The sequence below is a fragment of the Elioraea sp. Yellowstone genome, assembly GCF_006704265.1.
Taxonomy (GTDB): Bacteria; Pseudomonadota; Alphaproteobacteria; order Acetobacterales; family Acetobacteraceae; genus Elioraea.
The window spans coordinates 1-19,207 of the sequence record NZ_VIKA01000059.1 but is presented as its reverse complement, the minus strand read 5'-3'; the positions used below and the strand labels follow the sequence as shown (position 1 = coordinate 19,207).

Here is a 19,207-nt window from a genome sequence, read left to right as displayed (position 1 = left end):
GCCGGGTATCGCGCCGCGCTCGAGGCCGCGCTCGCCGAGCCCGGCCCCGCCGTGATCGACGTGCGCATCGACGCCGGCGGCTATCCGGCGCAGATGCGCGGCCTGCGCGGATGAGCCGGCCGGGCGCCCGCTCAGCGGCCGCGCGCGCGATCGCGCCTGAGCTGCCAGAGCTCCAGCACGCCCCAGCCGATCACCGGCCCGCAGACCAGGAACAGCTTCAGCAGGGCGAAGGCGAACTCCTCCGGCATGGGTCGGAGATCGGGTGCCGGCCCGTGCCGTCAAGGCCGCCGGGGATGACGCGGCGCCCGCGCCGGCGCAGCATGGCGGCATGACCGGGCCCGACCATCTCGATCTGCGCCGCGCCGTGATCGCCGCCTGCCGCGCGCTGAACCGGCGCGGCCTCACCCCAGGCCGTTCCGGCAACGTCTCGGTCCGCGTCCCGGAGGGGTTCCTGATCACCGGCTCCGGCATCGCCTACGAGACGATGCGGCCCGAGCACGTGGTGGCGATGGATCTCGACGGCGGCTATCGCGGCGCGGTGCTGCCCTCGAGCGAATGGCGGATGCATCTCGACCTGATGCGCACGCGGCCCGAGGTGCAGGCGGTGGTGCACACGCATTCGCCCCACGCCACCGCCCTCTCCTGCCTGCGCATCGACATCCCGGCCTTCCACTACATGGTGGCGGTCGCGGGCGGGCCGGACATCCGCTGCGCCGCCTACGCGACCTTCGGCACCGCCGCCCTCTCGCGCGCCATGCTGGCGGCGATGGAGGGGCGCAGCGCCTGCCTGCTCGCCAATCACGGCGTGGTCGCGGTGGGCGCGAGCCTCGCCGAGGCGGTCGCGCGCGCGGCCGAGGTGGAGACGCTGGCGCGGCAGTACTGGATCGCGCGCACGCTGGGGCAGCCCGTGGTGCTCGACGAGGCCGAGATGGCGGTGGTGCTGGCGCGCTTCCGCTCCTACGGCCAGCAGCGGCAGGAGAACGATCCGCACGCGATCGAGATGCCGGTCCGGCGCGATCAGCCCCGCCGCGCGAACAGGCGCACCACGCGCGCCGGGCCGCGGTGACCCTCGCCCTCCTCCAGCGCCACCGTGCCCGTGAGGAGTTCGAGGATCTCGAGGCCGGCGAAATCCGCGCGCAGCATCGCCTCGTCGTAGCGGCTGTCATCGCTCCTCGGCCCGCAGGCGAGGCGGTCGCCCTTCGCGAAGGCCTCGAGCACGAGGAGGCCGCCGGGCGCGAGTGCCGCCATCGCCGCGCGATGGGCGGGCACACGCTCGTCGGGCGAGAGCTGGAGGAAGATCAGGGTGACGAGGTCGAACGCCGCCTCGGGGGCGCGCCAGCGCGCGACATCCGCCTCGAGGGTCTCGACCGCGACGCCGTGTTCGGCGGCGAGGCTGCGCGCGCGGGCGAGGGCCGCGGGCGCGAAATCGACCGCGGTGACGGCGAGGCCGCGCCGCGCGAGCCAGACGGCGTTGCGTCCCTCGCCCTCGCCCAGGCAGAGCGCGCGGCCCGCGCGCGGCAGGCGGCAGTCGAGGGAGCGCAGATAGAGGTTGGGGGCGCGGCCGAACAGCCACGGCTCGGTCGCGTAGCGATGCTGCCAGCGGTCGCGCCAGGAGGTCATCGGCCGATCGTGGATCCGACCGGCCGCGCTGTCAGCCCCGGCGTCAGGCGCAGCTTCGCGCGGCGGGGCGCGGGCGGCGGCGGCCGCGCCCGTCCTGGTGCGCGAGGGTGCGCAGCGCGCGCCGCATCGTCTCGAGCAGGGCCTCGCGCAGCTCGATCGGCAGCGGGCGCGCGGTGACCGCATCGGCGGCGCGGATCGCCGCCTCGACCAGCCAGTCGATGCGCTCCTCGTGCGCGCCCTCCTCGGCCAGCGCCCGGCACAGCGCGGCCTCCGCGCGCGCCCAGCCGAGCGGATCGCGCCTGGGGTCGCGCCGCGCCGCGAGATCCTCGAGCGTGCTCAGGCGTTCCAGAGTGGTCGCTGCGTCGCTCATGGCACCGTGTCCCCCGATTGCCCGGGGAAAGCCTGCGCCCGCGCGCGGCCAGCCGCGTGTGAGGGCCGTCACAGCGCGCAGGCGGAGGCGTGCCCGCTTGCCGCCGCGCACGCCGCGCGACACGATGCGGCATGGCGACGATCGATCCCGCCCGCCTGCTCGGCGACCTCACCACGCTGCGCGGCTTCGGCCGGTTCAGGACCGGCGTGCACCGGCCCACGCTCTCGCCCGCGGATGTCGAGGCGCGGCGCTGGCTGGTCGCGCGCATGCAGGAGGCCGGGCTTGACGCACGGATCGACGGCATCGCCTCGGTCTTCGGCTTCACGCGCAACCCGGGGCGGCGGCTGCTGATCGGCAGCCATCTCGAGAGCCAGAACGAGGCCGGATGGCTCGACGGCGCGCTCGGCGTGATCTGCGCGCTGGAGATCGCGCGCGCGCTGCGCGGCCTGCCGATCGACGTGGTCGCCTTCGCCGACGAGGAGGGGCATTTCGGCAGCTTCCTCGGCAGCCGCTCCTTCATCGGCGAGGTGACGGAGGCGGAGATCGACGCCGCGCGCTGCCGCACGCGCGGCATCGCGCTGCGCGACGCGCTGGCCGAGGCCGGGCTCGCCGGGGTTCCGCGCGTCACGCTCGACGACCCCTCGCGCTACGTGGGCTTCCTCGAGGCGCATGTCGAGCAGGGCGACGAGCTGGAGGCGAAGGGGCTCCGGCTCGGCGTGGTGACGTCGATCGTGGCGATCTGGAACTTCCGCATCCGCTTCGCGGGCGTGCAGAACCACGCCGGCACGACGCGCATGGCGATCCGCAAGGATGCGGGTGTGGCGATGGTGCGGCTCGCGAACCGCATCCACGACACCATGCCGCAGGTGGTCGCCGAGCGGTCGGTGTGGACGATCGGGCGGATGTCGCTCGATCCGAACGCGCCGTCGATCATTCCGGGTGGCGCGGAGATGAACGTGCAGGTGCGCGATGCCGACCCCGCCGTGCTCGACCGGATGGAGGCGCATCTGCGCGCGCTGGTGGCGGAGGCCGATGCGGCGGGTCCGTGCCGGGTGACGATCGAGGACGGCTCGAAGGGCATCCCGAAGGTGATGGATGCGCGGTTCCAGGACGCGCTCGCGGCGGCGGCGGAGGCGCGCGCGCCGGGTGCCTGGCAGCGCATGCCCTCGGGCGCGGGCCACGACGCGCAGGTGGTGGCGCTCCGGATGCCGGCGGGGATGCTGTTCGTGCCCTCGATCGGCGGCATCAGCCACCACTGGACCGAGGACACGAAGGAGGAGGACATCGTGCTCGGCTGTGCCGTGCTGGCCGACGCGGCCGAGGCGTTGGTGAAGGGATAGGAGGTGGCGGGGAGAGGGCCTTGCGGCCTTCTCCCCGCGCGCGCCTCAGCCCAGCCGCTCGCCGTGCAGCGCGGTGTCGAGGCCCTCGACCTCCTCCTCCTCGCTGACGCGCAGCCCGATCAGCAGATCCACGAGCTTCAGCAGCATGAAGCTGACGACGCCCGTGTAGACGATCGTCACCACCACGCCCTGGATCTGGATGATCATCTGGCCGATGCCGCCGGCGGTCTCGCCGATCGCCTCGACCGCGAACAGGCCGGTGAGGATCGCGCCGACGATGCCGGCGACGCCGTGCACGCCCCACACGTCGAGGCTGTCGTCGTACTTCAGCATCCGCTTGAGCTCGGTCGAGGCCCACCACGAGGCGATGCCGGCGGCAAGCCCGATCACCAGCGCGCCCACCGGCGCGACGAAGCCGGCGGCGGGGGTGATGCCGACTAGGCCGGCGACCGCGCCCGAGATGATGCCGAGCACCGAGGGCTTCCCCTTCACCGCCCACTCGGCGAACATCCAGGCGAGCGCCGCCGCGGCGGTCGCGATCTGCGTCACCGCGATCGCGAGTCCGGCATTCGCGTCCGAGGCGGTCGCCGAGCCGCCGTTGAAGCCGAACCAGCCGACCCAGAGCAGCGAGGCGCCGATCACCGAGAGCGAGAGGTTGTAGGGCGCCATGTTCTCGGTGCCGTAGCCGCGGCGCTTGCCGAGCACGATCGCGCCGACGAGACCCGCGACACCGGCGTTGATGTGCACCACCGTGCCGCCCGCGAAGTCGAGCACGCCCCAGTCCTTCATGAAGCCTCCGCCCCAGACCCAGTGCGCGACCGGGCTGTAGACGAGCAGCGACCAGAGCGCGAGGAACACCAGCAGCGCCGAGAACTTCATGCGATCGGCGAACGAGCCGGTGATCAGCGCGGCGGTGATGATGGCGAAGGTCATCTGGAACGTCATGAACACCGGCTCGGTGATCGTCATCTCGCCCCAGGGCTTGTCCCAGCTCTCCATCATGCCGGAGAGGAACATCCGACCGAGATCGCCGACGTACTTTCCGTCGCCCGAGAAGGCGAGGCTGTAGCCGGCGACCATCCAGACGATGGTGATCAGCGCGCAGGTGGCGAAGGACTGCATCAGCGTGGCCAGCACGTTCTTCTTGCGCACCATGCCGGCGTAGAACAGCGCCACGCCTGGGATCGTCATCATCAGGACGATGACCGTCGAGGTCATCATCCAGGCCATGTCGCCGGTGTCGATCGCAGGTTCGTCGGCCGCGGCGGCGGTGGCGAAGAGGAGCACGGGCGCGGCGGCGGCGAGCGCCGCCAGCGCGCGCTTGGTGGACAGTCTCGTCATCGGTGGTGTCTTCCCCTGCTGGAGCTCAGAGCGCGGCGGCGTCGGTCTCGCCGGTGCGGATGCGGATCGCGCGCTCGATGTCGAGCACGAAGATCTTGCCGTCGCCGATCTTGCCGGTATGCGCGCTCCGGGTGATCGCCTCGCAGACGGCATCGACCATGCCGTCCTCGACCACGACCTCGATCTTCACCTTGGGCAGGAAGTTCACGTGGTACTCCGCGCCGCGGTAGATCTCGGTCTGCCCCTTCTGCCTGCCGAATCCCTTCACCTCCGACACGGTGAGGCCCTGCACCCCGAGCGGTGTCAGCGCCTCGCGCACGTCGTCGAGCTTGAAGGGCTTGATGATCGCCATGATGAGCTTCATGCGTCCCTTGTCCTTGCCGGTTGGTCGGCCGCAAGGCGCGTTCCAAGCCGCGTGCCAAAGCCGGGACGGCACGGAAACGGCACGGAGACGGCATGGGCTCGGCCGGTCGCGCGGCCTGCCACGGCGGCGTTCTGCCCAAGGATTGGGCAGCTCTGCGTCGCGCCGCTTGATTTCCCGGCGCCCGCGCCAAGACTTGCGGCATGACGACGGTGCACGACGTGGCGGTGACGATCCTGGGGGCGGGGCCAGTGGGGGCGACGCTCGCCTGCCTGCTGGCCGAGGCCGGGGTGCCCGCCGCCGTGGTGGATCGCGCCGCGCTGCCGCCGATGGAGCTGCCGGAGTTCGACGGCCGCGCCTATGCGATCGCGCGCGGCAGCCGGGACGTGCTCGAAGAGGCCGGGGTGTGGGACCGGCTCGGCGACCTGCCCTGCCCGATCCGGCGCATCCGCGTCTCGGACGGCAGGCTCGGGCGGCGGCCGAGCCCGCTCACCCTCACCTTCGACGCGGCGGCGGCGGGTGAGGACGCGTTCGGCTGGATGGTGGAGGCGCGGCACCTCAGGATCGCGCTCAATGCGCAGCTCCCGAGCCTGCCCGGGCTGATCGTCGCCGCGCCGGCGACGGTCGCGGCGGTGGCGCGCGGCCCCGAGAGCGCGACCGTGCGGCTCGCCGACGGCCGCACGATCCGCACGCAGCTGGTGGTGGCGGCGGAGGGGCGCGAGAGTGCGACGCGCGAGGCGGCCGGGATCCCGGTGACGCGCTGGGACTACGGCCAGGACGCGATCGTCGCGGCGGTGCGTCACGCCGAGCCGCACGGCCACGTCGCGATCGAGCACTTCCTCCCCGCCGGACCCTTCGCGATCCTGCCGTTGCCGGGCGAAGGGGGCGACGGGCGCACCAGCGCGATCGTCTGGACGGAGCGGCGCGCCCAGGCCGCGCGGATCTGGACGCTCGAGGCGGAGCGCTTCGCGCGCGAGCTCGCGCGGCGCTTCGGCGACCATCTCGGGCCGGTGACGCCCGTCGGGATGCGCTGGCGCTATCCCCTCGGCGCGCTGCTGGCGCACCGCTACACCGACACGCGGCTCGCCCTGGTGGGCGATGCCGCGCACGGCATCCACCCGATCGCGGGCCAGGGGCTCAATCTCGGGTTCCGCGATGCCGGGGCGCTCGGCGCGCGGATCGTCGCGGCCTTCCGTGCGGGGCGCGATGTCGGCGGCGCGGAGGTGCTGGCGGGCTACCAGCGCGCACGCCGGCCGGCGAACCTGGCGATGCTGGCGGCGACGGACCTGCTTGACCGGCTGTTCTCGACCGATCTCGCGCCGGTGCGGCTCGCGCGCGATCTCGGGATCGCGGCGGTCGATCGTCTGCCCCCCCTCAAGCGCGTGTTCATGCGCGCGGCGATGGGTCTGAGCCCGCTCGCGCCGCTCAAGGTGGCGTGAGGCGCATTTCTGCCGAGAATCCGCCCTACGATTGTCGGATAAGAATCGTCCGATGAACGTGGGATGACCGGGAGGACAGACCGATGCGCCTTCGCCTGACGCTCGCCGCCGCGGCCGCCACGCTTCTCGGCGCCACCCCGGCGCTCGCCGATCCGCCCTGGGCCCGCGGCGGCTGGCACGGCCACCGCCACCACCACCACCATCATGGCTACTTCTACCGGCCGCATCGGCCGCCGGTCGTGGTGGTGCCGCCGCCCGTCTACTACGCGCCGCCGCCGGTGATCTACGCACCGCCGCCCGCGGTCGTCTACGGCTACCCGCGCTACCGCTACCGCCCGCCCTATGGCGAGCTGTCGATCGGGCTGAGCATCCCGTTCGGCCGGTAGCGCGGGGGTCCGGGGGCGAGCGTCGCCCCCGGGTGTCTGTTTCTTTCGCGGGGGCCAAGGGTCGAAAGGCCCTTGCCCCTGCCCGCCAATCCCATGAAGGCGCCGCGCCGCAGGCCATAGCCCAAGCCGCGTTGCCTCGCGTATCGTCTCCCGACCGAGGAGACGCCCATGAACCTCTACCGGATGCTGCGCGCCCGCGCGGCCGAGAACCGTCCCGTCACCGTCGGGCTGATCGGCTGCGGCAAGTTCGCCTCGATGTTCCTCGCCCAGGTGCCGCGCACGCCCGGGCTGCACGTCCGCGCCATCGCCGACGTGAACGTGGAGCGCGCCCGGGCGACGCTCGCGCGCATCGGCTGGGCGCCCGAGCGAATCGTCGGCACGACGGATGCCGTGCGCCACCGCGAGACCGTCCTGACCGACAGCGCCGCCGCGGTGATCGCCGATCCCAGGGTCGAGGTGATCGTGGAGGCCACCGGCCACCCCGGCGCCGGCATCCGCCATGCGCTGGCCGCGATCGAGGCGGGCAAGCATCTGGTGATGGTGAACGTCGAGGCGGACGTGCTCGCCGGCCCCGTGCTCGCCGCGCGCGCCCGCCAGGCCGGCCTCGTCTATTCGCTCGCCTATGGCGACCAGCCGGCGCTGGTCTGCGAGCTCGTCGACACCGTGCGCACCGCCGGCTTCGCCGTGGTCGCGGCCGGCAAGGGGACGAAGTACCTGCCCGCCTACCACGCCTCGACCCCGGCGACGGTCTGGCGCCATTACGGCCTGAGCGAACAGGACGCGCGCGCCGGCGGGATGAACCCGCAGATGTTCAACTCCTTCCTCGACGGCACCAAGAGCGGCATCGAGATGGCGGCGATCGCCAACGCGACCGGCCTTGCGGCCCCGCCGGACGGGCTCACCTTCCCGCCCTGCGGCGCCGACGACCTGCCGCATGTGCTGCGCCCGGCCGCCGAGGGCGGCGTGCTCGCCGCCAAGGGCATGGTCGAGGTCGTCTCGTCGCTGGAACGGGACGGCCGGCCCGTGCACCGCGACCTGCGCTGGGGCGTCTACGTCGTGTTCGAGGGCGAGAGCGACTACGTGCGCCGCTGCTTCGCCGAGTACGGCGTGGCGACCGATCCCTCCGGCCGCTACGCCGCGCTCTACCGTCCCTATCACCTGATCGGGCTCGAGCTCGGCGTCTCGGTCGCCTCCGCCGCGCTGCGCGGCGAGCCGACCGGCGCGCCCGAGGCGTGGCGCGGCGACGTCGCGGCGACCGCCAAGCGCGACCTCGCCGCCGGCGAGGTGCTCGACGGCGAGGGAGGGGCCACCGTGTGGGGGAAGTGCATCCCGGCCGCGCGCGCCGCCGCCGAAGGCACGCTGCCGATCGGGCTTGCGCATGGCGTGCGGCTCACGCGCGCGGTCGGCGCCGGCGAGGTGCTGCGCTGGTCGGATGTCGCGTTCGACGCCACCGACGAGGCGGTGCGGCTCCGCCGCGCGATGGAGGAGGCGCACCGACCGGCGCAGGCGGCGGCCTGACGCCGCCTCCGCCGCGCTTGCGCTCGATCAAGGCGGACGCGGCATCGCCCGTGCTCCCCTTCCGGCCGAGCGGACGGGAGGACAGCGATGACCGAAGCGCTCGTGCTCGACCTCGCCGAGGTCGGCCAGGACGATGTCGGCCGCGTCGGCGGCAAGAACGCCTCGCTCGGCGAGATGATCCGGGCGCTGTCCACGGCCGGCGTGCGGGTGCCGCCGGGCTTCGCCACCACCGCCGCCGCCTATCGCGCGCATCTCGCGGCGCACGGCCTCGGGCCCCGCATCGCGGCGGCCCTCGCGCGCTACCGCGAGGGTGCGGCGAGCCTGCAGGAGACGGGGGCGGCGATCCGGCGCCTGCTGCTCGACACCGACTTCGCGCCCGACCTCGCGGAGGCGATCCGCGCCGGCTATCGCCGCCTGGGCGAGCGCCTCGGCACGCCCGACCCCGCGGTCGCGGTGCGCTCCTCGGCCACCGCCGAGGACCTGCCGACCGCCTCCTTCGCCGGCCAGCAGGAGACCTTCCTCAACGTGCGCGGCGAGCGCGCGCTGATCGATGCCTGCCGCGCCTGCTACGCCTCGCTGTTCACCGACCGCGCCATCGCCTATCGCGAGATGCAGGGCTTCGACCACATGCAGGTCGCGCTCTCGGTCGGCGTGCAGGCCATGGTGCGCGCCGATCTCGGCGGGTCGGGCATCATGTTCACGCTCGACACCGAGAGCGGCTTCCCCGGCGTGGTGCTGATCTCGGCCGCCTGGGGGCTCGGCGAGCCGGTGGTGCAGGGCACGGTCGATCCCGACCGCTATCTGGTGTTCAAGCCGCCGCTCGCCGATCCCGCCAAGGTGCCGATCCTCGACAAGACGCGCGGCGCCAAGGCGCAGAAGATGGTCTACGCAACGGGAGGCAGCGCGCGCACGGCGATGGTCGAGACGACCCGGCGCGAGCAGGGCGCCTTCGTGCTGTCGGACGCCGAGATCCTCGCTCTCGCCCGCGCCGGTGTGGCGATCGAACGCCACTACCGCAGGCCGATGGACATCGAGTGGGCGAAGGACGGGGCGACGGGCGAGATCTTCATCGTCCAGGCGCGGCCCGAGACGGTGCACGGCACGCGCCAGGGCAGCAGCCTGCGCACCTGGCGGCTCACCGGCAAGCCGCGCCCGCCGATCCTCACCGGCGCCGCGGTGGGCGAGAGGATCGCCGCCGGGCCGGTGCAGGTGGTGCATTCGCCGGACGCGATCGCCGAGTTCCGCGACGGCGCGGTGCTGGTGACGGAATCGACCGATCCGGACTGGGTGCCGCTGATGAAGAAGGCGGCCGGCATCGTCACCGACCATGGCGGGCCCACCAGCCACGCCGCGATCGTCAGCCGCGAGCTCGGCCTGCCGGCCGTGGTCGGCACGCAGCGCGCGACATCGCTGCTGCACGACGGCCAGGAGGTGACGCTCTCCTGCGCCGAGGGCGAGGAGGGCCGGGTCTATGACGGCCGCCTGCCGTTCACCTCGACCGAGCTCGACCTCGCGACCATCCCCGGGACGCGCACCGCGATGATGCTGAACATCGCCTCGCCGGCCGCGGCGCTGCGCTGGTGGAAGCTGCCGGCGAAGGGGATCGGGCTTGCACGCATGGAGTTCATCATCTCGGCGGTGATCAAGGCGCACCCGATGGCGCTGGTGCATTTCGACCGTGTGACCGACCCTACGGCGCGGCGCGCGATCGAGGCGCTGACGCGCGGCCATCCCGACAAGCCCGCCTACTTCGTCGACACGCTGGCGCGCGGGCTGGCGCGCATCGCGGCGCCGTGGCATCCGCATCCCGTGATCGTGCGGATGAGCGACTTCAAGTCGAACGAGTACGCGCATCTCGTCGGCGGCGCGGCCTTCGAGCCGGAGGAGGAGAACCCGATGCTCGGCCTGCGCGGGGCCTCGCGCTACTACTCGCCCCGCTACCGCGACGCCTTCGCGCTCGAATGCAGGGCGGTGCGCAAGGCGCGGGCCGAGATCGGCGCCGACAACATCGTCGTGATGATCCCGTTCTGCCGCACCCCGGCCGAGGCCGACCGCGTGCTCGCCATCATGGCCGAACACGGGCTCGCGCGCGGCGAGGCCGGGCTCGAGATCTTCGTGATGTGCGAGATTCCCTCCAACGTCATCCTCGCCGAGCAGTTCGCGGAACGCTTCGACGGGTTCTCGATCGGCTCGAACGACCTCACCCAGCTCGTGCTCGGCGTCGATCGCGACAGCGCCGAGCTGCGCGACCTGTTCGACGAGCGCGACGAGGCGGTCAGGCGCATGATCGCGGAGGTGATCCGCCGCGCGCACGCCGCCGGCCGCAAGGTCGGGATCTGCGGCGAGGCGCCCTCGAACCATCCCGACTTCGCGGCCTTCCTGGTCGAGTGCGGCATCGATTCGATCTCGCTCAACCCCGACGGTTTCGTCGCCGCGGCCAGACGCGTCGCCGAGGTCGAGGCGCGGCGCGCGGCGGAGGCGCGCGCGCCGGCAGCCGTGCGATAGGCCGGGCGGCGCCGCGCGAGGGCCGCTCTCCTCCCGGCTGCGCGGCCGATCGCAGGCCGCCCCGCCGGCCGCATGGCCGCCACACTGCGGGTGCTATCCTGCGGCCAGGTCCGCGAGGAGGAGCCCATGACCCGCCCGCTCTTGGCCCTGCCGATCCTGGTGGCGGCAGCCGCCGCCGAGGCCCAGCCCCAGGACGGGGCGGTGGCCGATCTCCTGCGCCGCGCCGGCGTCGCACCGACCGCGCAGGCGGTCGCCGGCAGCGACCCGAAGTCGCGCGCGCTCGTCCTCGACTCGATCGAGCGGACCTATCCGCTGCCGCGCGCGGTGCTCGACCGCGAGGGCACGCCGCCGCCCGATGCGGAGGCGATCATGGACCGGCTCGGCCTGGTGCGCCGGCCGGGCGTGCCGGTCGCCGATCTCACCGGGCATGCGCCGACGCGGCAGGAGATCGTCGATGCGCTCGCCGGGCGTTGACCGCCGCGGCCTGCTGGCGGGGCTTTCCGCCCTCGCCGCGCTCGCCGGCTGCGCCAGCCCCGAGACCGAGCGGATCGCGGCGCTGACCGCGCGCGGCATCGTGCTGACGGTGAACTTCGACCTCGGCAGCTACGCGCTGCGCCCGGAGGCGCGCGAGGTGCTCGACCCGCTCGCCGAGGCGATGAACGATCCTCGGCTCCACAACCACACCTACGAGGTGAACGGGCACACCGACAGCACCGGACGGCTCGGCCGCAACATGGCGCTGTCCGACCTGCGCGCGGCGGCGGTGGTCGACCATCTCGTCGCGCGCGGGGTCTCGCCGCGGCGGCTGAAGCCGCAGGGCTTCGGCCCGCTGCAGCCGCTGACGCCGGAGAACCCGCGCGCGGGCGTCAATCGCCGCGTCGAGGTGTTCGCGATCCCGCCGCAGCATTGAGCCGGCGCCACCGCGAGGCGATTGCGGATCGGCAACGGATGCGGCGCGGCCGGGGGCTATCCCGGCCCGCGCGGTAACTGTATGGTTACGCTCCAGCCGGCCGGGAGATGCCGGCGTCCATCATGGAGGAGGAGACGCATGGTCCGTCGACGCCAGATCATCGCCGCCGGCGCAGCCCTCGCGCTGCCCGCGCTCGGCACCGCGCGCGCCCAGGCGATCACGCTCAACGGCGCTTCGCAGTTCAACGACGAGCACGCCTTCACGAAGTGCATGGTGCGCTTCGAGGAGCTGGTGAGGAGATACTACGGCAAGCCGATCAACTTCGTTCTGCACAAGAACTCCTCGCTCGGGCTCGAGAAGCAGTACTTCGAATACATGGCGCAGGGCCGTGCGGTGGACTATGCCGTGGTCTCGCCCGCGCACATGTCCACCTTCTCGCGCGCCGCGCCGTTCATCGACGCGCCGTTCCTGTTCAACGACCTGAACCACTGGAACAAGGTGCTGAACGAGGACGTGCTGAAGCCGGTGGCCGACGAGATCGCGCGCCGCGCGCAGGTCATGCTGATCGGCTATGCCGGCGGCGGCGTGCGCAACATCTTCGCCAACAAGGTGGTGCGCAACATGGACGAGCTGCGCGGGCTGAAGATCCGCGTCCAGGGCGCGCCGATCTGGAGCCGCACCTTCCAGGCCGCCGGCATGAGCCCGACGGTGATCGCCTACAACGAGGTCTACAACGCGATCCAGAACAACGTGATCGAGGCGGGCGAGAACGAGGCCGCGGGCGTCGAGCAGATGCGCTTCTACGAGGTCGCGCCCAATCTCGCGCTCACCCAGCACGCGATCACGATCCGCCCGCTCTGCTTCTCGGTGCGCACCTTCAACGCCCTGCCGAAGGACCTGCAGGAGGCGATCCTGCGCGCCGGCAAGGAGGCCGGCGCCTACGGGCGCGAGATCGAGTCGGGCGAGGACGAGCAGAAGCTCGTCGCGCTGGAGCGCGCGGGCAAGCTCAAGCGCATCCCCTTCGCCGACCGCGCCGAGATGAAGCGCCGCGTCGATCCGGTGATCGCCGACTACGCCAGGGAGATCGGCGCGGAGGCGATCCTCGCGCGCATGCAGAGCCTGATCGGCTGATCCGGCGGCCGGGGCGGCGCGCCGCCCCGGCCCCTCCCGTTCGGACCCCCGCCCATGACCGACGTCTCCGCGCCCGGCCCGCTGCGGCGCCTGGCCGACCTCTACGCCCGGGCGCTGCGCGTGCTGCTGGCCCTCTCGCTCGGCATCCTCGTCGTGCCGGTGACGATGCAGGTGATCAGCCGCTTCGTGCCCTTCATCCCGCACTTCATCTGGACCGAGGAGATGGCGCGCTTCCTGCTGGTCTGGATGATTATGATCGGCTCGGTGGTCGGGGTGCGCGAGGCGGGCCATTTCGTGGTCGATCTGTGGCCGCGGCTGACGCGCCGGCAGGCGGCCGCGCTCGATCTCGCCGCCAACGCCGCGATCCTGGTGCTCGCCCTCGCCTTCCTCGTCTGGGGCTGGGAGTACACCGAGTTCGCCTGGTGGCGGATCAGCGAGCTCGCCGAGCTGCCGCTCTGGCTGATCCACATCGCCTGGCCGGTCAGCGGGGCGAGCTGGCTGATCTTCGCCGCCCTGCACGCCGCCGATGCCCTCCGCGTGCTGACGGGGCGCGACACCTGATGCCCGGCGGCAACGTGCTCGCGCCCGCCGAGGCGGCGGCGATCCTGTTCGTGCTGTTCTTCGGCCTGCTCGCGCTGCGCGTGCCGGTGGCCTTCGCGCTCGGCCTCGCGGTGCTGCCGATCACGCTGATCGAGCCCAGGCTCGGGCCGCTGCTGCTGGTCGGCGAGACCTTCAACGCCTACAACAGCTTCATCCTGCTCGCCGTGCCGTTCTTCCTGCTGACCGCGAACCTGATGAACGCGGGCGGCATCACCAGCCGGCTGATGGAGCTCGCGCGCGCCCTGGTCGGGCACATCCCCGGCGGGCTGGCGCAGGTGAACGTGGTGCTGTCGTTCTTCTTCGCCGGCATCTCCGGCTCCTCGACCGCCGATGCGGCCAGCCAGTCGAGGATCTTCATTCCCGCGCAGGTGAAGCTCGGCATGGACCTGCGCTTCTCGGTCGCGATCACGGCGTGCTCGTCGGTGCTGGCGGTGATCATCCCGCCCTCGATCCTGATGATCGTCTGGGGCGGCATCCTCACCGTCTCGATCGGCGGGCTGTTCCTGGCCGGCATCGTCCCCGGGATGCTGATCACGCTCGCGCTGATGGGCACGGTCTACGGCTACGCCAGGCGGCGGAACTATCCCGTGTTCGAGCGCGCCGGGTTGCGCGAGACGCTGTGCGCGGCGGCGCACGCCTTCCCGGCGCTGCTGACGCCGCTCCTGATCGTCAGCGGCAAGCTGTTCGGCTGGTTCACCGCGACCGAGAGCGGCTGCATCGCGGTGATCTACGCGGCGGTGCTGTCGCTCGTCGTCTATCGCGAGATGAGCGCCGAGGGGTTCTATCGGGCGGTGCTGGAATCCGCCCGCTTCGCCTCGGTCGCGCTGTTCTGCGTCGGCACGGCCTCGGCCTTCGGCTGGCTGCTCGCCTACTACCAGATCCCGCAGTTCATGCTGGCGGGCGTGGCGTCCTGGGGCATGGGGACCACCGCCACCGGCTTCTTCGTCGCCTTCGTCTTCCTGGTGGTGGGCTGCTTCCTCGACGCGATCCCCTCGATCATCATCGTCGGCACGATCCTCCAGCCGATCACCCAGGCGGTCGGGATGGACCAGATCCATTTCGCCCTGATCGGCATCATCAGCCTCGCCTTCGGCCTGGTCACCCCGCCCTACGGGCTCTGCCTGATGATCGCCGCGCATATCGGCGGCATCCGCGTGATCGACGCGATCAGGGACGTCTGCATCATGCTCGTGCCGATGCTGGGCGTGCTCGCGCTGGTGATCCTGTTCCCGGGCCTCGTGCTGGCGATCCCGCGCCTCGCCGCGCCGGGGATGCTGGGCTGAGCGGCGCGGGGGCTGGCGCGCGGCGGCGCGAAGCCGGAGGAAGATGCCCGGCCGACGAGGGTGAATCCCCTCGTGGCCGGCTATCATACCAGCCCGCCGAAGGCTTGACCTTCGGCGGGCTGGTACGGGGTCATGTTCGCGCGCGGCCGCCCCACCAGCCCCGCGCGCGATACCCTCCGCACAAAGGTCGAGCCTTTGTGCGGAGGGTATCAGTGGTGGCCGGAGGCCTCGGGCTGCATCGGCACGGGCCGGCCCTCGCGCTCGGCCTTCTCGACCGCGAGCGCGATCTCGCGGTTGAGGTCGCTCTGCGTGCAGAGGCCGAGGATCACGGGATCGCGCGGCTTGATGTTGGCGCTGTTCCAGTGCGTCTTGTCGCGGATCTTCTGCACCGTCTCCTTGGTGGTGCCGAGCAGCTTGCAGATCTGCGCGTCCGACAGCACCGGCACGTTGCGCAGCAGCCAGGCGATCCCGTCCGGCCGGTCGTTCCGCTTGGAAACCGGCGTGTAGCGGGCCCCCCTCGTCTTCGGCTTGGGCAGCTGCACCGACATCGGCGCGAGCCTGAGCCGGGCGGTCGGGTCGGCCTCGCAGCGGGCGATCTCCTCGCGCGTGAGCTGGCCCGAGGCGATGGGATCATGGCCGACGATGCCCACGGCCACGTCGCCGTCGGCGATCGCCTGGATCTCCAACGGGTGCATGCCGGTGAACTCGGCGATCTGCTCGAAGGTGAGCGACGTCTTCTCGATCAGCCAGACGGCCGTCGCCTTCGGCATCAGGGGCAGCGTCATCGATGTCATCCTTGCGGTCGCGGCGGCGCGGATCCCGCGGCGACATGGGTCCGTCACGGTACATAAGACAAACGCAGGTCGGGTCAACCGCGATCCGGGCAACCCGGGTCGGCCCCGTACCGGACCCGGTCCGGTCAGTCCGCGAAGCCCACGCCCTCCGCCTCGAGCCGCTGCCGGACCAGCGCCTTCGGCACCTTGCCGTAGCCCGATTTCGGCAGCGCCTCCCAGACGACCACGCGCAGGGGCTGCTTGTAGCGCGCGATCCGCCCGGCGAGATGGGCCCGGATCGCCGCCTCGTCCACCGACGCGCCCGGCTTCGGCACCACGGCGGCGACCCCGGCCTCGCCCCATTTCGGATGCGGCAGGCCGACCACCGCCACCTCGGCAACGGCCGGGTGTGTCAGGATCGCCTCCTCGATCTCACGCGGATAGACGTTCGAGCCGCCCGAGATGTACATGTCCGAGGCCCGGCCGGTGATGTGGAGGAAGCCCCGCGCGTCCAGGTGGCCGAGATCGCCGGTGTGGAACCATCCCCCGGCGAAGGCCCGGGCGGTGGCCTCCGGGTTCTGCCAGTAGCCCGCGAACACCGCCGGGCCGCGCACGCAGATCTCGCCCGTCGCGCCGGGCGGAAGCCGCCGCCCGGCCTCGTCCAGGATGGCGATGTCCATCCCCGTGCGCGGCATGCCGCAGGAGCCGATGGGGTAGGCCGGGTCGTCCGCGAGGCTGTGCTGGTCCGGGCGCAGCACGGTGATGTTCGCCGTCACCTCCCCGAGGCCGAAATACTGGGTCAGGCAGCCGCCCCCGAGCTTCGCCAGCGCCCGCTTCTGGTCGGCGCGGTACATCGGCGCGCCGGCGTAGAGCAGGTGGCGGAGCGAGCGATGGTCGCGGCGGTCCGCCGCCGGATGGTCCACCAGCAGGGTCAGCATGGTCGGCACGACGAACATCGTCGTGACGCGGTGCGCCTCGACGAGCCGCCAGACCTCCTCGGGATCGAACCGCTCGCCCTCGGTCATCACGGTCGGGCAGCCGCGCGCCACGGTGGCGAGCGCATGCAGCCCCGCGGCGTGGCTGAGCGGCGCACAGACGAGCGCGCAGTCCCGCTCGGAGAGCCCCGGCATCAGGTCGGCGAGGTGGTTGGCGACCACGAAGGACATCTGCCCGTGCGTCAGCACCGCCGCCTTGGGCCGCCCGGTCGTGCCGGAGGTGAAGAAGAACCAGCAGGGATCGCCGTAGGCGACATCCGCCTCGTGGTCGGGCGCGGGGCGTTCGGCGGCGGCCAGCGCGGCCGCGAGATCGACCTCGCCCTCCCGCGCGTCCCCCACCGCGAACACGGTCCGCAGCGCGGCACTCGCGGCGCGCACCGCCTCGGCATGGGCGGCGAAGCCCCGGTCGCGCAGCATCGCCCTCGCCCCGCTCGCCGCGCCGAGATAGGCCACCTCCGTCGGGGTGAGGCGCACATTGGTGGGCACCCAGACCGCGCCGACCTTCAGCGTGGCCCAGAGGCTCGCGAACATCGCCACCGTGTTGCGGCTGTGCACCAGCACCCGGTCGCCGTGGCCGACGCCTTGCGCGCGCAGCACCGCCGCGAAGCGGTCGACGCGGTCGTCGAGCTCGGCCCAGGTCAGACGCTCCCCGCCCTGGACCAGGGCCGGCGCATCCGGCAGCCGGCGCGCCGTCTGCGTCAGCAGCCGGCCGAGATTCATCGCCGTCGCCGGACCCATCGCCTGCATCCTCCCTGCGCCGCCGTCATCAGATCTTCACACGCCGCCCCCTGCCGGGCGCCGCCGCGCCGGCATAGATCAGCGCGCGCCGCACGACCATGGGAGTCCCCTCGATGCTGCTCGGCCGCCGCCCCCTCGCCCGCCTCGCGCTGGCGGGCCTCGCCCTGCCCGCGCTCCGCCCCGCCCGCGCCGCCGTCTCGGGCACGCTCGTGCTCTACACGAGCCAGCTCGAGCCCGATGCCGCGCGCACGGTCGAGGCGTTCCGCGCGCTCCACCCCGGCGTGCAGGTGGACTGGATCCGCGGCGGCACCGGCACGATCATGACGCGGCTGCGCGCCGAGATCGCCGCCGGCAGCCCGCGCCCGGACGTGCTGCTGCTCGCCGACAGCCTGACCTTCGAGGGGCTGCGGGCGGAAGGCCGGCTGCGCCCCGCACCCGAGGTGAGGACCGCCGGCGTGCCGGAGGACCACGTCGCCGCCGACCGGAGCTATTTCGGCACCAAGCTGATCACCACCGGCATCATGCACCACATCCGCGCGCCCTTCGTGCCTGCGCGCTGGACCGACCTCACCGATCCGCGCGCGCGCGGCCAGGTGGCGATGCCCTCGCCGGCGGTCTCCGGCGCCGCGGCGATCCACGTGCTGGCGCTGACGCAGAACCCGGCCCTGGGCTGGCCCTACATCGAGAAGCTGGTCGAGTTCGGGGTGCAGGCGCGCGGCGGCAACGGGCCGGTGATGCAGGCGGTGGCGGGCGGCGAGCGCGCCTTCGGCATGGTGATCGACTACCTGCCGATCCGCGAGGCGGCGAAGGGCGCGCCGGTGCGCTTCGTGTTCCCCGAGGACGGTGTGTCGGCGATCACCGAGCCGGCGGCGATCCTCTCGACCGCGCGCAACGTGCCGGCCGCGATCGCCTTCCTCGACTTCCTGCTCTCGCCCGAGGGCCAGCGCCTCGCCGCGAGCCAGGGCTTCCTGCCGGCCGATCCGTCGGTTCCACCGCCGGCGGGCTTCCCCGATCCGCGCACGATCCGCATCATGCCGCTCGATGCCGCGCGGGCGGCGCGCGAGCGCGACGAGACGCTGCGGCGTTTCGCCGCCCTGACGGGGAGCTGACCGGACTTCATGCTGCGTGACGGGCGGGGGCTCGCCGCCCTCGCCCTGTCGTGGCTGGTGCTGATCGGCGCCGTGCCGCTCGCCCGCCTGCTGGCGGAGGGCGTGCTCGCGCCCGGCGCCGTGCTCGCCGATCCGGCCGTGTGGCGCGCGGCCTGGCGCTCGCTGGCCGTCGCTGCCGGCGCGGCCGGGTTCGCGGCCGCGCTGGGCGCCGCACTCGCCTGGGCGCTCCTGCTGCGCGGACCGGTGCCGGCACGCAGGACGCTGGTGTTCTGCGCCGTTCTGCCGGTGCTCGTGCCGCCGCAGGTGATGGCGCTGGGCTGGATCCAGGCGGCCGGACCATCCTCGCCGCTGCTGCTAGCACTCGATCTCGCCCCGCCGCTCGGCACGACCAATCCGGTCTACAGCCCGCTCGGCATGATGCTGCTGCTGGGGGTGCAGGGCACGCCGCTGGTGTTCCTGACCCTGGCCGCGACCCTGCGCCGCATTCCCGGCGAGGCGGTGATGGCCGCGCGCGGCCTCGGCGCGATCCCCGAGACGGTGCTGCGGCGCGTGGTCTGGCCGCTGCTCGCCCCCGCCCTCGCGGCCGGCGCCGGCCTCGCCTATGTCGCCGCGCTGGGCAATTTCGGCGTCGGCGCGCTGATCGGCATCCCCGCCCGCTTCATCGTGCTGACCGTGCTGATCTGGCAGACGCTCTCGACCGGCGGCGCGGGCGCGCTCGCCGAGGCGGCGGCGATCGCGCTGCTGCTCGCGGCGATGGCGGCCCCCGCGCTCGCGCTTCAGGGCTGGGC

19 protein-coding genes are annotated in these 19,207 nt (G+C 72.9%); 13 read left to right on the top strand and 6 right to left on the bottom strand.

Going from position 1 to position 19,207, the window contains the following annotated elements; genetic code table 11:
• The first annotated feature begins 328 nt into the window (after nt 1-328).
• Nucleotides 329-1,066, top strand: coding sequence for a class II aldolase/adducin family protein (locus FK498_RS10150; protein WP_141854170.1), 738 nt, complete (start codon nt 329-331; stop codon nt 1,064-1,066).
• Here the strand turns inward: FK498_RS10150 and FK498_RS10145 are convergent.
• The gene (locus tag FK498_RS10145) at nt 1,018-1,620 is read right to left on the bottom strand and encodes a class I SAM-dependent methyltransferase (protein WP_141854168.1); all 603 of its coding nucleotides are present in this window, start codon (nt 1,618-1,620) and stop codon (nt 1,018-1,020) included. The two genes, FK498_RS10150 and FK498_RS10145, sit on opposite strands and share 49 nt — an antisense overlap.
• 43 nt (nt 1,621-1,663) lie before the next feature.
• A complete protein-coding gene (locus FK498_RS10140; protein ID WP_141854166.1) occupies nt 1,664-1,990 on the bottom strand; it encodes a hypothetical protein in 327 nt (108 codons plus the stop codon).
• A 131-nt stretch (nt 1,991-2,121) separates the two neighbouring features.
• Between FK498_RS10140 and FK498_RS10135 the strand changes: the two genes are divergently transcribed.
• On the top strand, nt 2,122-3,330 hold the full coding sequence (locus FK498_RS10135) for a hydantoinase/carbamoylase family amidase (RefSeq protein ID WP_141854164.1): 1,209 nt from the start codon (nt 2,122-2,124) through the stop codon (nt 3,328-3,330).
• 45 nt (nt 3,331-3,375) lie between these two features.
• On the opposite strand, the gene FK498_RS10130 is transcribed toward FK498_RS10135, so the two are convergent.
• A complete protein-coding gene (locus tag FK498_RS10130; RefSeq protein ID WP_141854162.1) occupies nt 3,376-4,671 on the bottom strand; it encodes an ammonium transporter in 1,296 nt (431 codons plus the stop codon).
• Between the two features lie 25 nt (nt 4,672-4,696).
• A complete protein-coding gene (locus tag FK498_RS10125) occupies nt 4,697-5,035 on the bottom strand; it encodes a P-II family nitrogen regulator (RefSeq protein ID WP_141854160.1) in 339 nt (112 codons plus the stop codon).
• Between the two features lie 200 nt (nt 5,036-5,235).
• Here FK498_RS10125 and FK498_RS10120 point away from each other — a divergent pair, with 200 nt between their 5' ends.
• From FK498_RS10120 to FK498_RS10080, 9 genes are all read left to right on the top strand, one after another.
• Entirely contained in the window at nt 5,236-6,471 is a 1,236-nt protein-coding gene (locus FK498_RS10120) for a UbiH/UbiF/VisC/COQ6 family ubiquinone biosynthesis hydroxylase (protein WP_141854158.1), read from the top strand.
• Between the two features lie 83 nt (nt 6,472-6,554).
• Nucleotides 6,555-6,857 carry a hypothetical protein gene (locus tag FK498_RS10115; RefSeq protein WP_202614803.1) on the top strand — a complete coding sequence of 101 codons (303 nt, stop codon included), beginning with the start codon at nt 6,555-6,557 and terminating at the stop codon, nt 6,855-6,857.
• Between the two features lie 168 nt (nt 6,858-7,025).
• Nucleotides 7,026-8,375 (top strand): NAD(P)H-dependent oxidoreductase, encoded by a 1,350-nt coding sequence (locus FK498_RS10110; RefSeq protein WP_141854156.1) that lies wholly within the window; start codon nt 7,026-7,028, stop codon nt 8,373-8,375.
• Between the two features lie 87 nt (nt 8,376-8,462).
• Nucleotides 8,463-10,880, top strand: coding sequence for a phosphoenolpyruvate synthase (ppsA, locus tag FK498_RS10105; protein WP_141854154.1), 2,418 nt, complete (start codon nt 8,463-8,465; stop codon nt 10,878-10,880).
• A 126-nt stretch (nt 10,881-11,006) separates the two neighbouring features.
• Nucleotides 11,007-11,354, top strand: coding sequence for a hypothetical protein (locus FK498_RS10100; protein WP_141854152.1), 348 nt, complete (start codon nt 11,007-11,009; stop codon nt 11,352-11,354).
• Nucleotides 11,335-11,790: an OmpA family protein gene (locus FK498_RS10095; RefSeq protein WP_161988377.1), complete on the top strand. Its 456-nt coding sequence runs from the start codon at nt 11,335-11,337 to the stop codon at nt 11,788-11,790. Before FK498_RS10100 ends, FK498_RS10095 begins: the two co-directional genes overlap by 20 nt.
• Nucleotides 11,791-11,928: 138 nt before the next feature.
• Complete coding sequence (locus tag FK498_RS10090; RefSeq protein ID WP_141854148.1) at nt 11,929-12,921, top strand: TRAP transporter substrate-binding protein; 993 nt, start codon at nt 11,929-11,931, stop codon at nt 12,919-12,921.
• Between the two features lie 54 nt (nt 12,922-12,975).
• Nucleotides 12,976-13,482, top strand: coding sequence for a TRAP transporter small permease (locus FK498_RS10085; RefSeq protein WP_141854146.1), 507 nt, complete (start codon nt 12,976-12,978; stop codon nt 13,480-13,482).
• Nucleotides 13,482-14,804, top strand: coding sequence for a TRAP transporter large permease (locus tag FK498_RS10080; protein ID WP_141854144.1), 1,323 nt, complete (start codon nt 13,482-13,484; stop codon nt 14,802-14,804). Before FK498_RS10085 ends, FK498_RS10080 begins: the two co-directional genes overlap by 1 nt.
• A 209-nt stretch (nt 14,805-15,013) precedes the next feature.
• Here FK498_RS10080 and FK498_RS10075 read toward each other — a convergent pair whose 3' ends face one another.
• On the bottom strand, nt 15,014-15,589 hold the full coding sequence (locus FK498_RS10075; protein WP_141854141.1) for a DUF1013 domain-containing protein: 576 nt from the start codon (nt 15,587-15,589) through the stop codon (nt 15,014-15,016).
• A 134-nt stretch (nt 15,590-15,723) separates the two neighbouring features.
• Entirely contained in the window at nt 15,724-17,310 is a 1,587-nt protein-coding gene (locus FK498_RS10070) for an acyl-CoA synthetase (protein WP_141854139.1), read from the bottom strand.
• Between the two features lie 113 nt (nt 17,311-17,423).
• Here FK498_RS10070 and FK498_RS10065 point away from each other — a divergent pair, with 113 nt between their 5' ends.
• Nucleotides 17,424-18,419 carry an ABC transporter substrate-binding protein gene (locus FK498_RS10065; RefSeq protein WP_141854137.1) on the top strand — a complete coding sequence of 332 codons (996 nt, stop codon included), beginning with the start codon at nt 17,424-17,426 and terminating at the stop codon, nt 18,417-18,419.
• Between the two features lie 9 nt (nt 18,420-18,428).
• A partial coding sequence (locus FK498_RS10060; RefSeq protein WP_141854135.1) for an ABC transporter permease subunit occupies nt 18,429-19,207 on the top strand: 779 nt, incomplete at its 3' end.

Coding starts and splice junctions, on each gene's coding strand:
- FK498_RS10150 (WP_141854170.1), top strand. CDS start 329: ATGACCGGGCCCGACCATCTCGATCTGCGCCGCGCCGTGATCGCCGCC.
- FK498_RS10145 (WP_141854168.1), bottom strand. CDS start 1,620: ATGACCTCCTGGCGCGACCGCTGGCAGCATCGCTACGCGACCGAGCCG.
- FK498_RS10140 (WP_141854166.1), bottom strand. CDS start 1,990: ATGAGCGACGCAGCGACCACTCTGGAACGCCTGAGCACGCTCGAGGAT.
- FK498_RS10135 (WP_141854164.1), top strand. CDS start 2,122: ATGGCGACGATCGATCCCGCCCGCCTGCTCGGCGACCTCACCACGCTG.
- FK498_RS10130 (WP_141854162.1), bottom strand. CDS start 4,671: ATGACGAGACTGTCCACCAAGCGCGCGCTGGCGGCGCTCGCCGCCGCC.
- FK498_RS10125 (WP_141854160.1), bottom strand. CDS start 5,035: ATGAAGCTCATCATGGCGATCATCAAGCCCTTCAAGCTCGACGACGTG.
- FK498_RS10120 (WP_141854158.1), top strand. CDS start 5,236: ATGACGACGGTGCACGACGTGGCGGTGACGATCCTGGGGGCGGGGCCA.
- FK498_RS10115 (WP_202614803.1), top strand. CDS start 6,555: ATGCGCCTTCGCCTGACGCTCGCCGCCGCGGCCGCCACGCTTCTCGGC.
- FK498_RS10110 (WP_141854156.1), top strand. CDS start 7,026: ATGAACCTCTACCGGATGCTGCGCGCCCGCGCGGCCGAGAACCGTCCC.
- ppsA (WP_141854154.1), top strand. CDS start 8,463: ATGACCGAAGCGCTCGTGCTCGACCTCGCCGAGGTCGGCCAGGACGAT.
- FK498_RS10100 (WP_141854152.1), top strand. CDS start 11,007: ATGACCCGCCCGCTCTTGGCCCTGCCGATCCTGGTGGCGGCAGCCGCC.
- FK498_RS10095 (WP_161988377.1), top strand. CDS start 11,335: ATGCGCTCGCCGGGCGTTGACCGCCGCGGCCTGCTGGCGGGGCTTTCC.
- FK498_RS10090 (WP_141854148.1), top strand. CDS start 11,929: ATGGTCCGTCGACGCCAGATCATCGCCGCCGGCGCAGCCCTCGCGCTG.
- FK498_RS10085 (WP_141854146.1), top strand. CDS start 12,976: ATGACCGACGTCTCCGCGCCCGGCCCGCTGCGGCGCCTGGCCGACCTC.
- FK498_RS10080 (WP_141854144.1), top strand. CDS start 13,482: ATGCCCGGCGGCAACGTGCTCGCGCCCGCCGAGGCGGCGGCGATCCTG.
- FK498_RS10075 (WP_141854141.1), bottom strand. CDS start 15,589: ATGACGCTGCCCCTGATGCCGAAGGCGACGGCCGTCTGGCTGATCGAG.
- FK498_RS10070 (WP_141854139.1), bottom strand. CDS start 17,310: ATGGGTCCGGCGACGGCGATGAATCTCGGCCGGCTGCTGACGCAGACG.
- FK498_RS10065 (WP_141854137.1), top strand. CDS start 17,424: ATGCTGCTCGGCCGCCGCCCCCTCGCCCGCCTCGCGCTGGCGGGCCTC.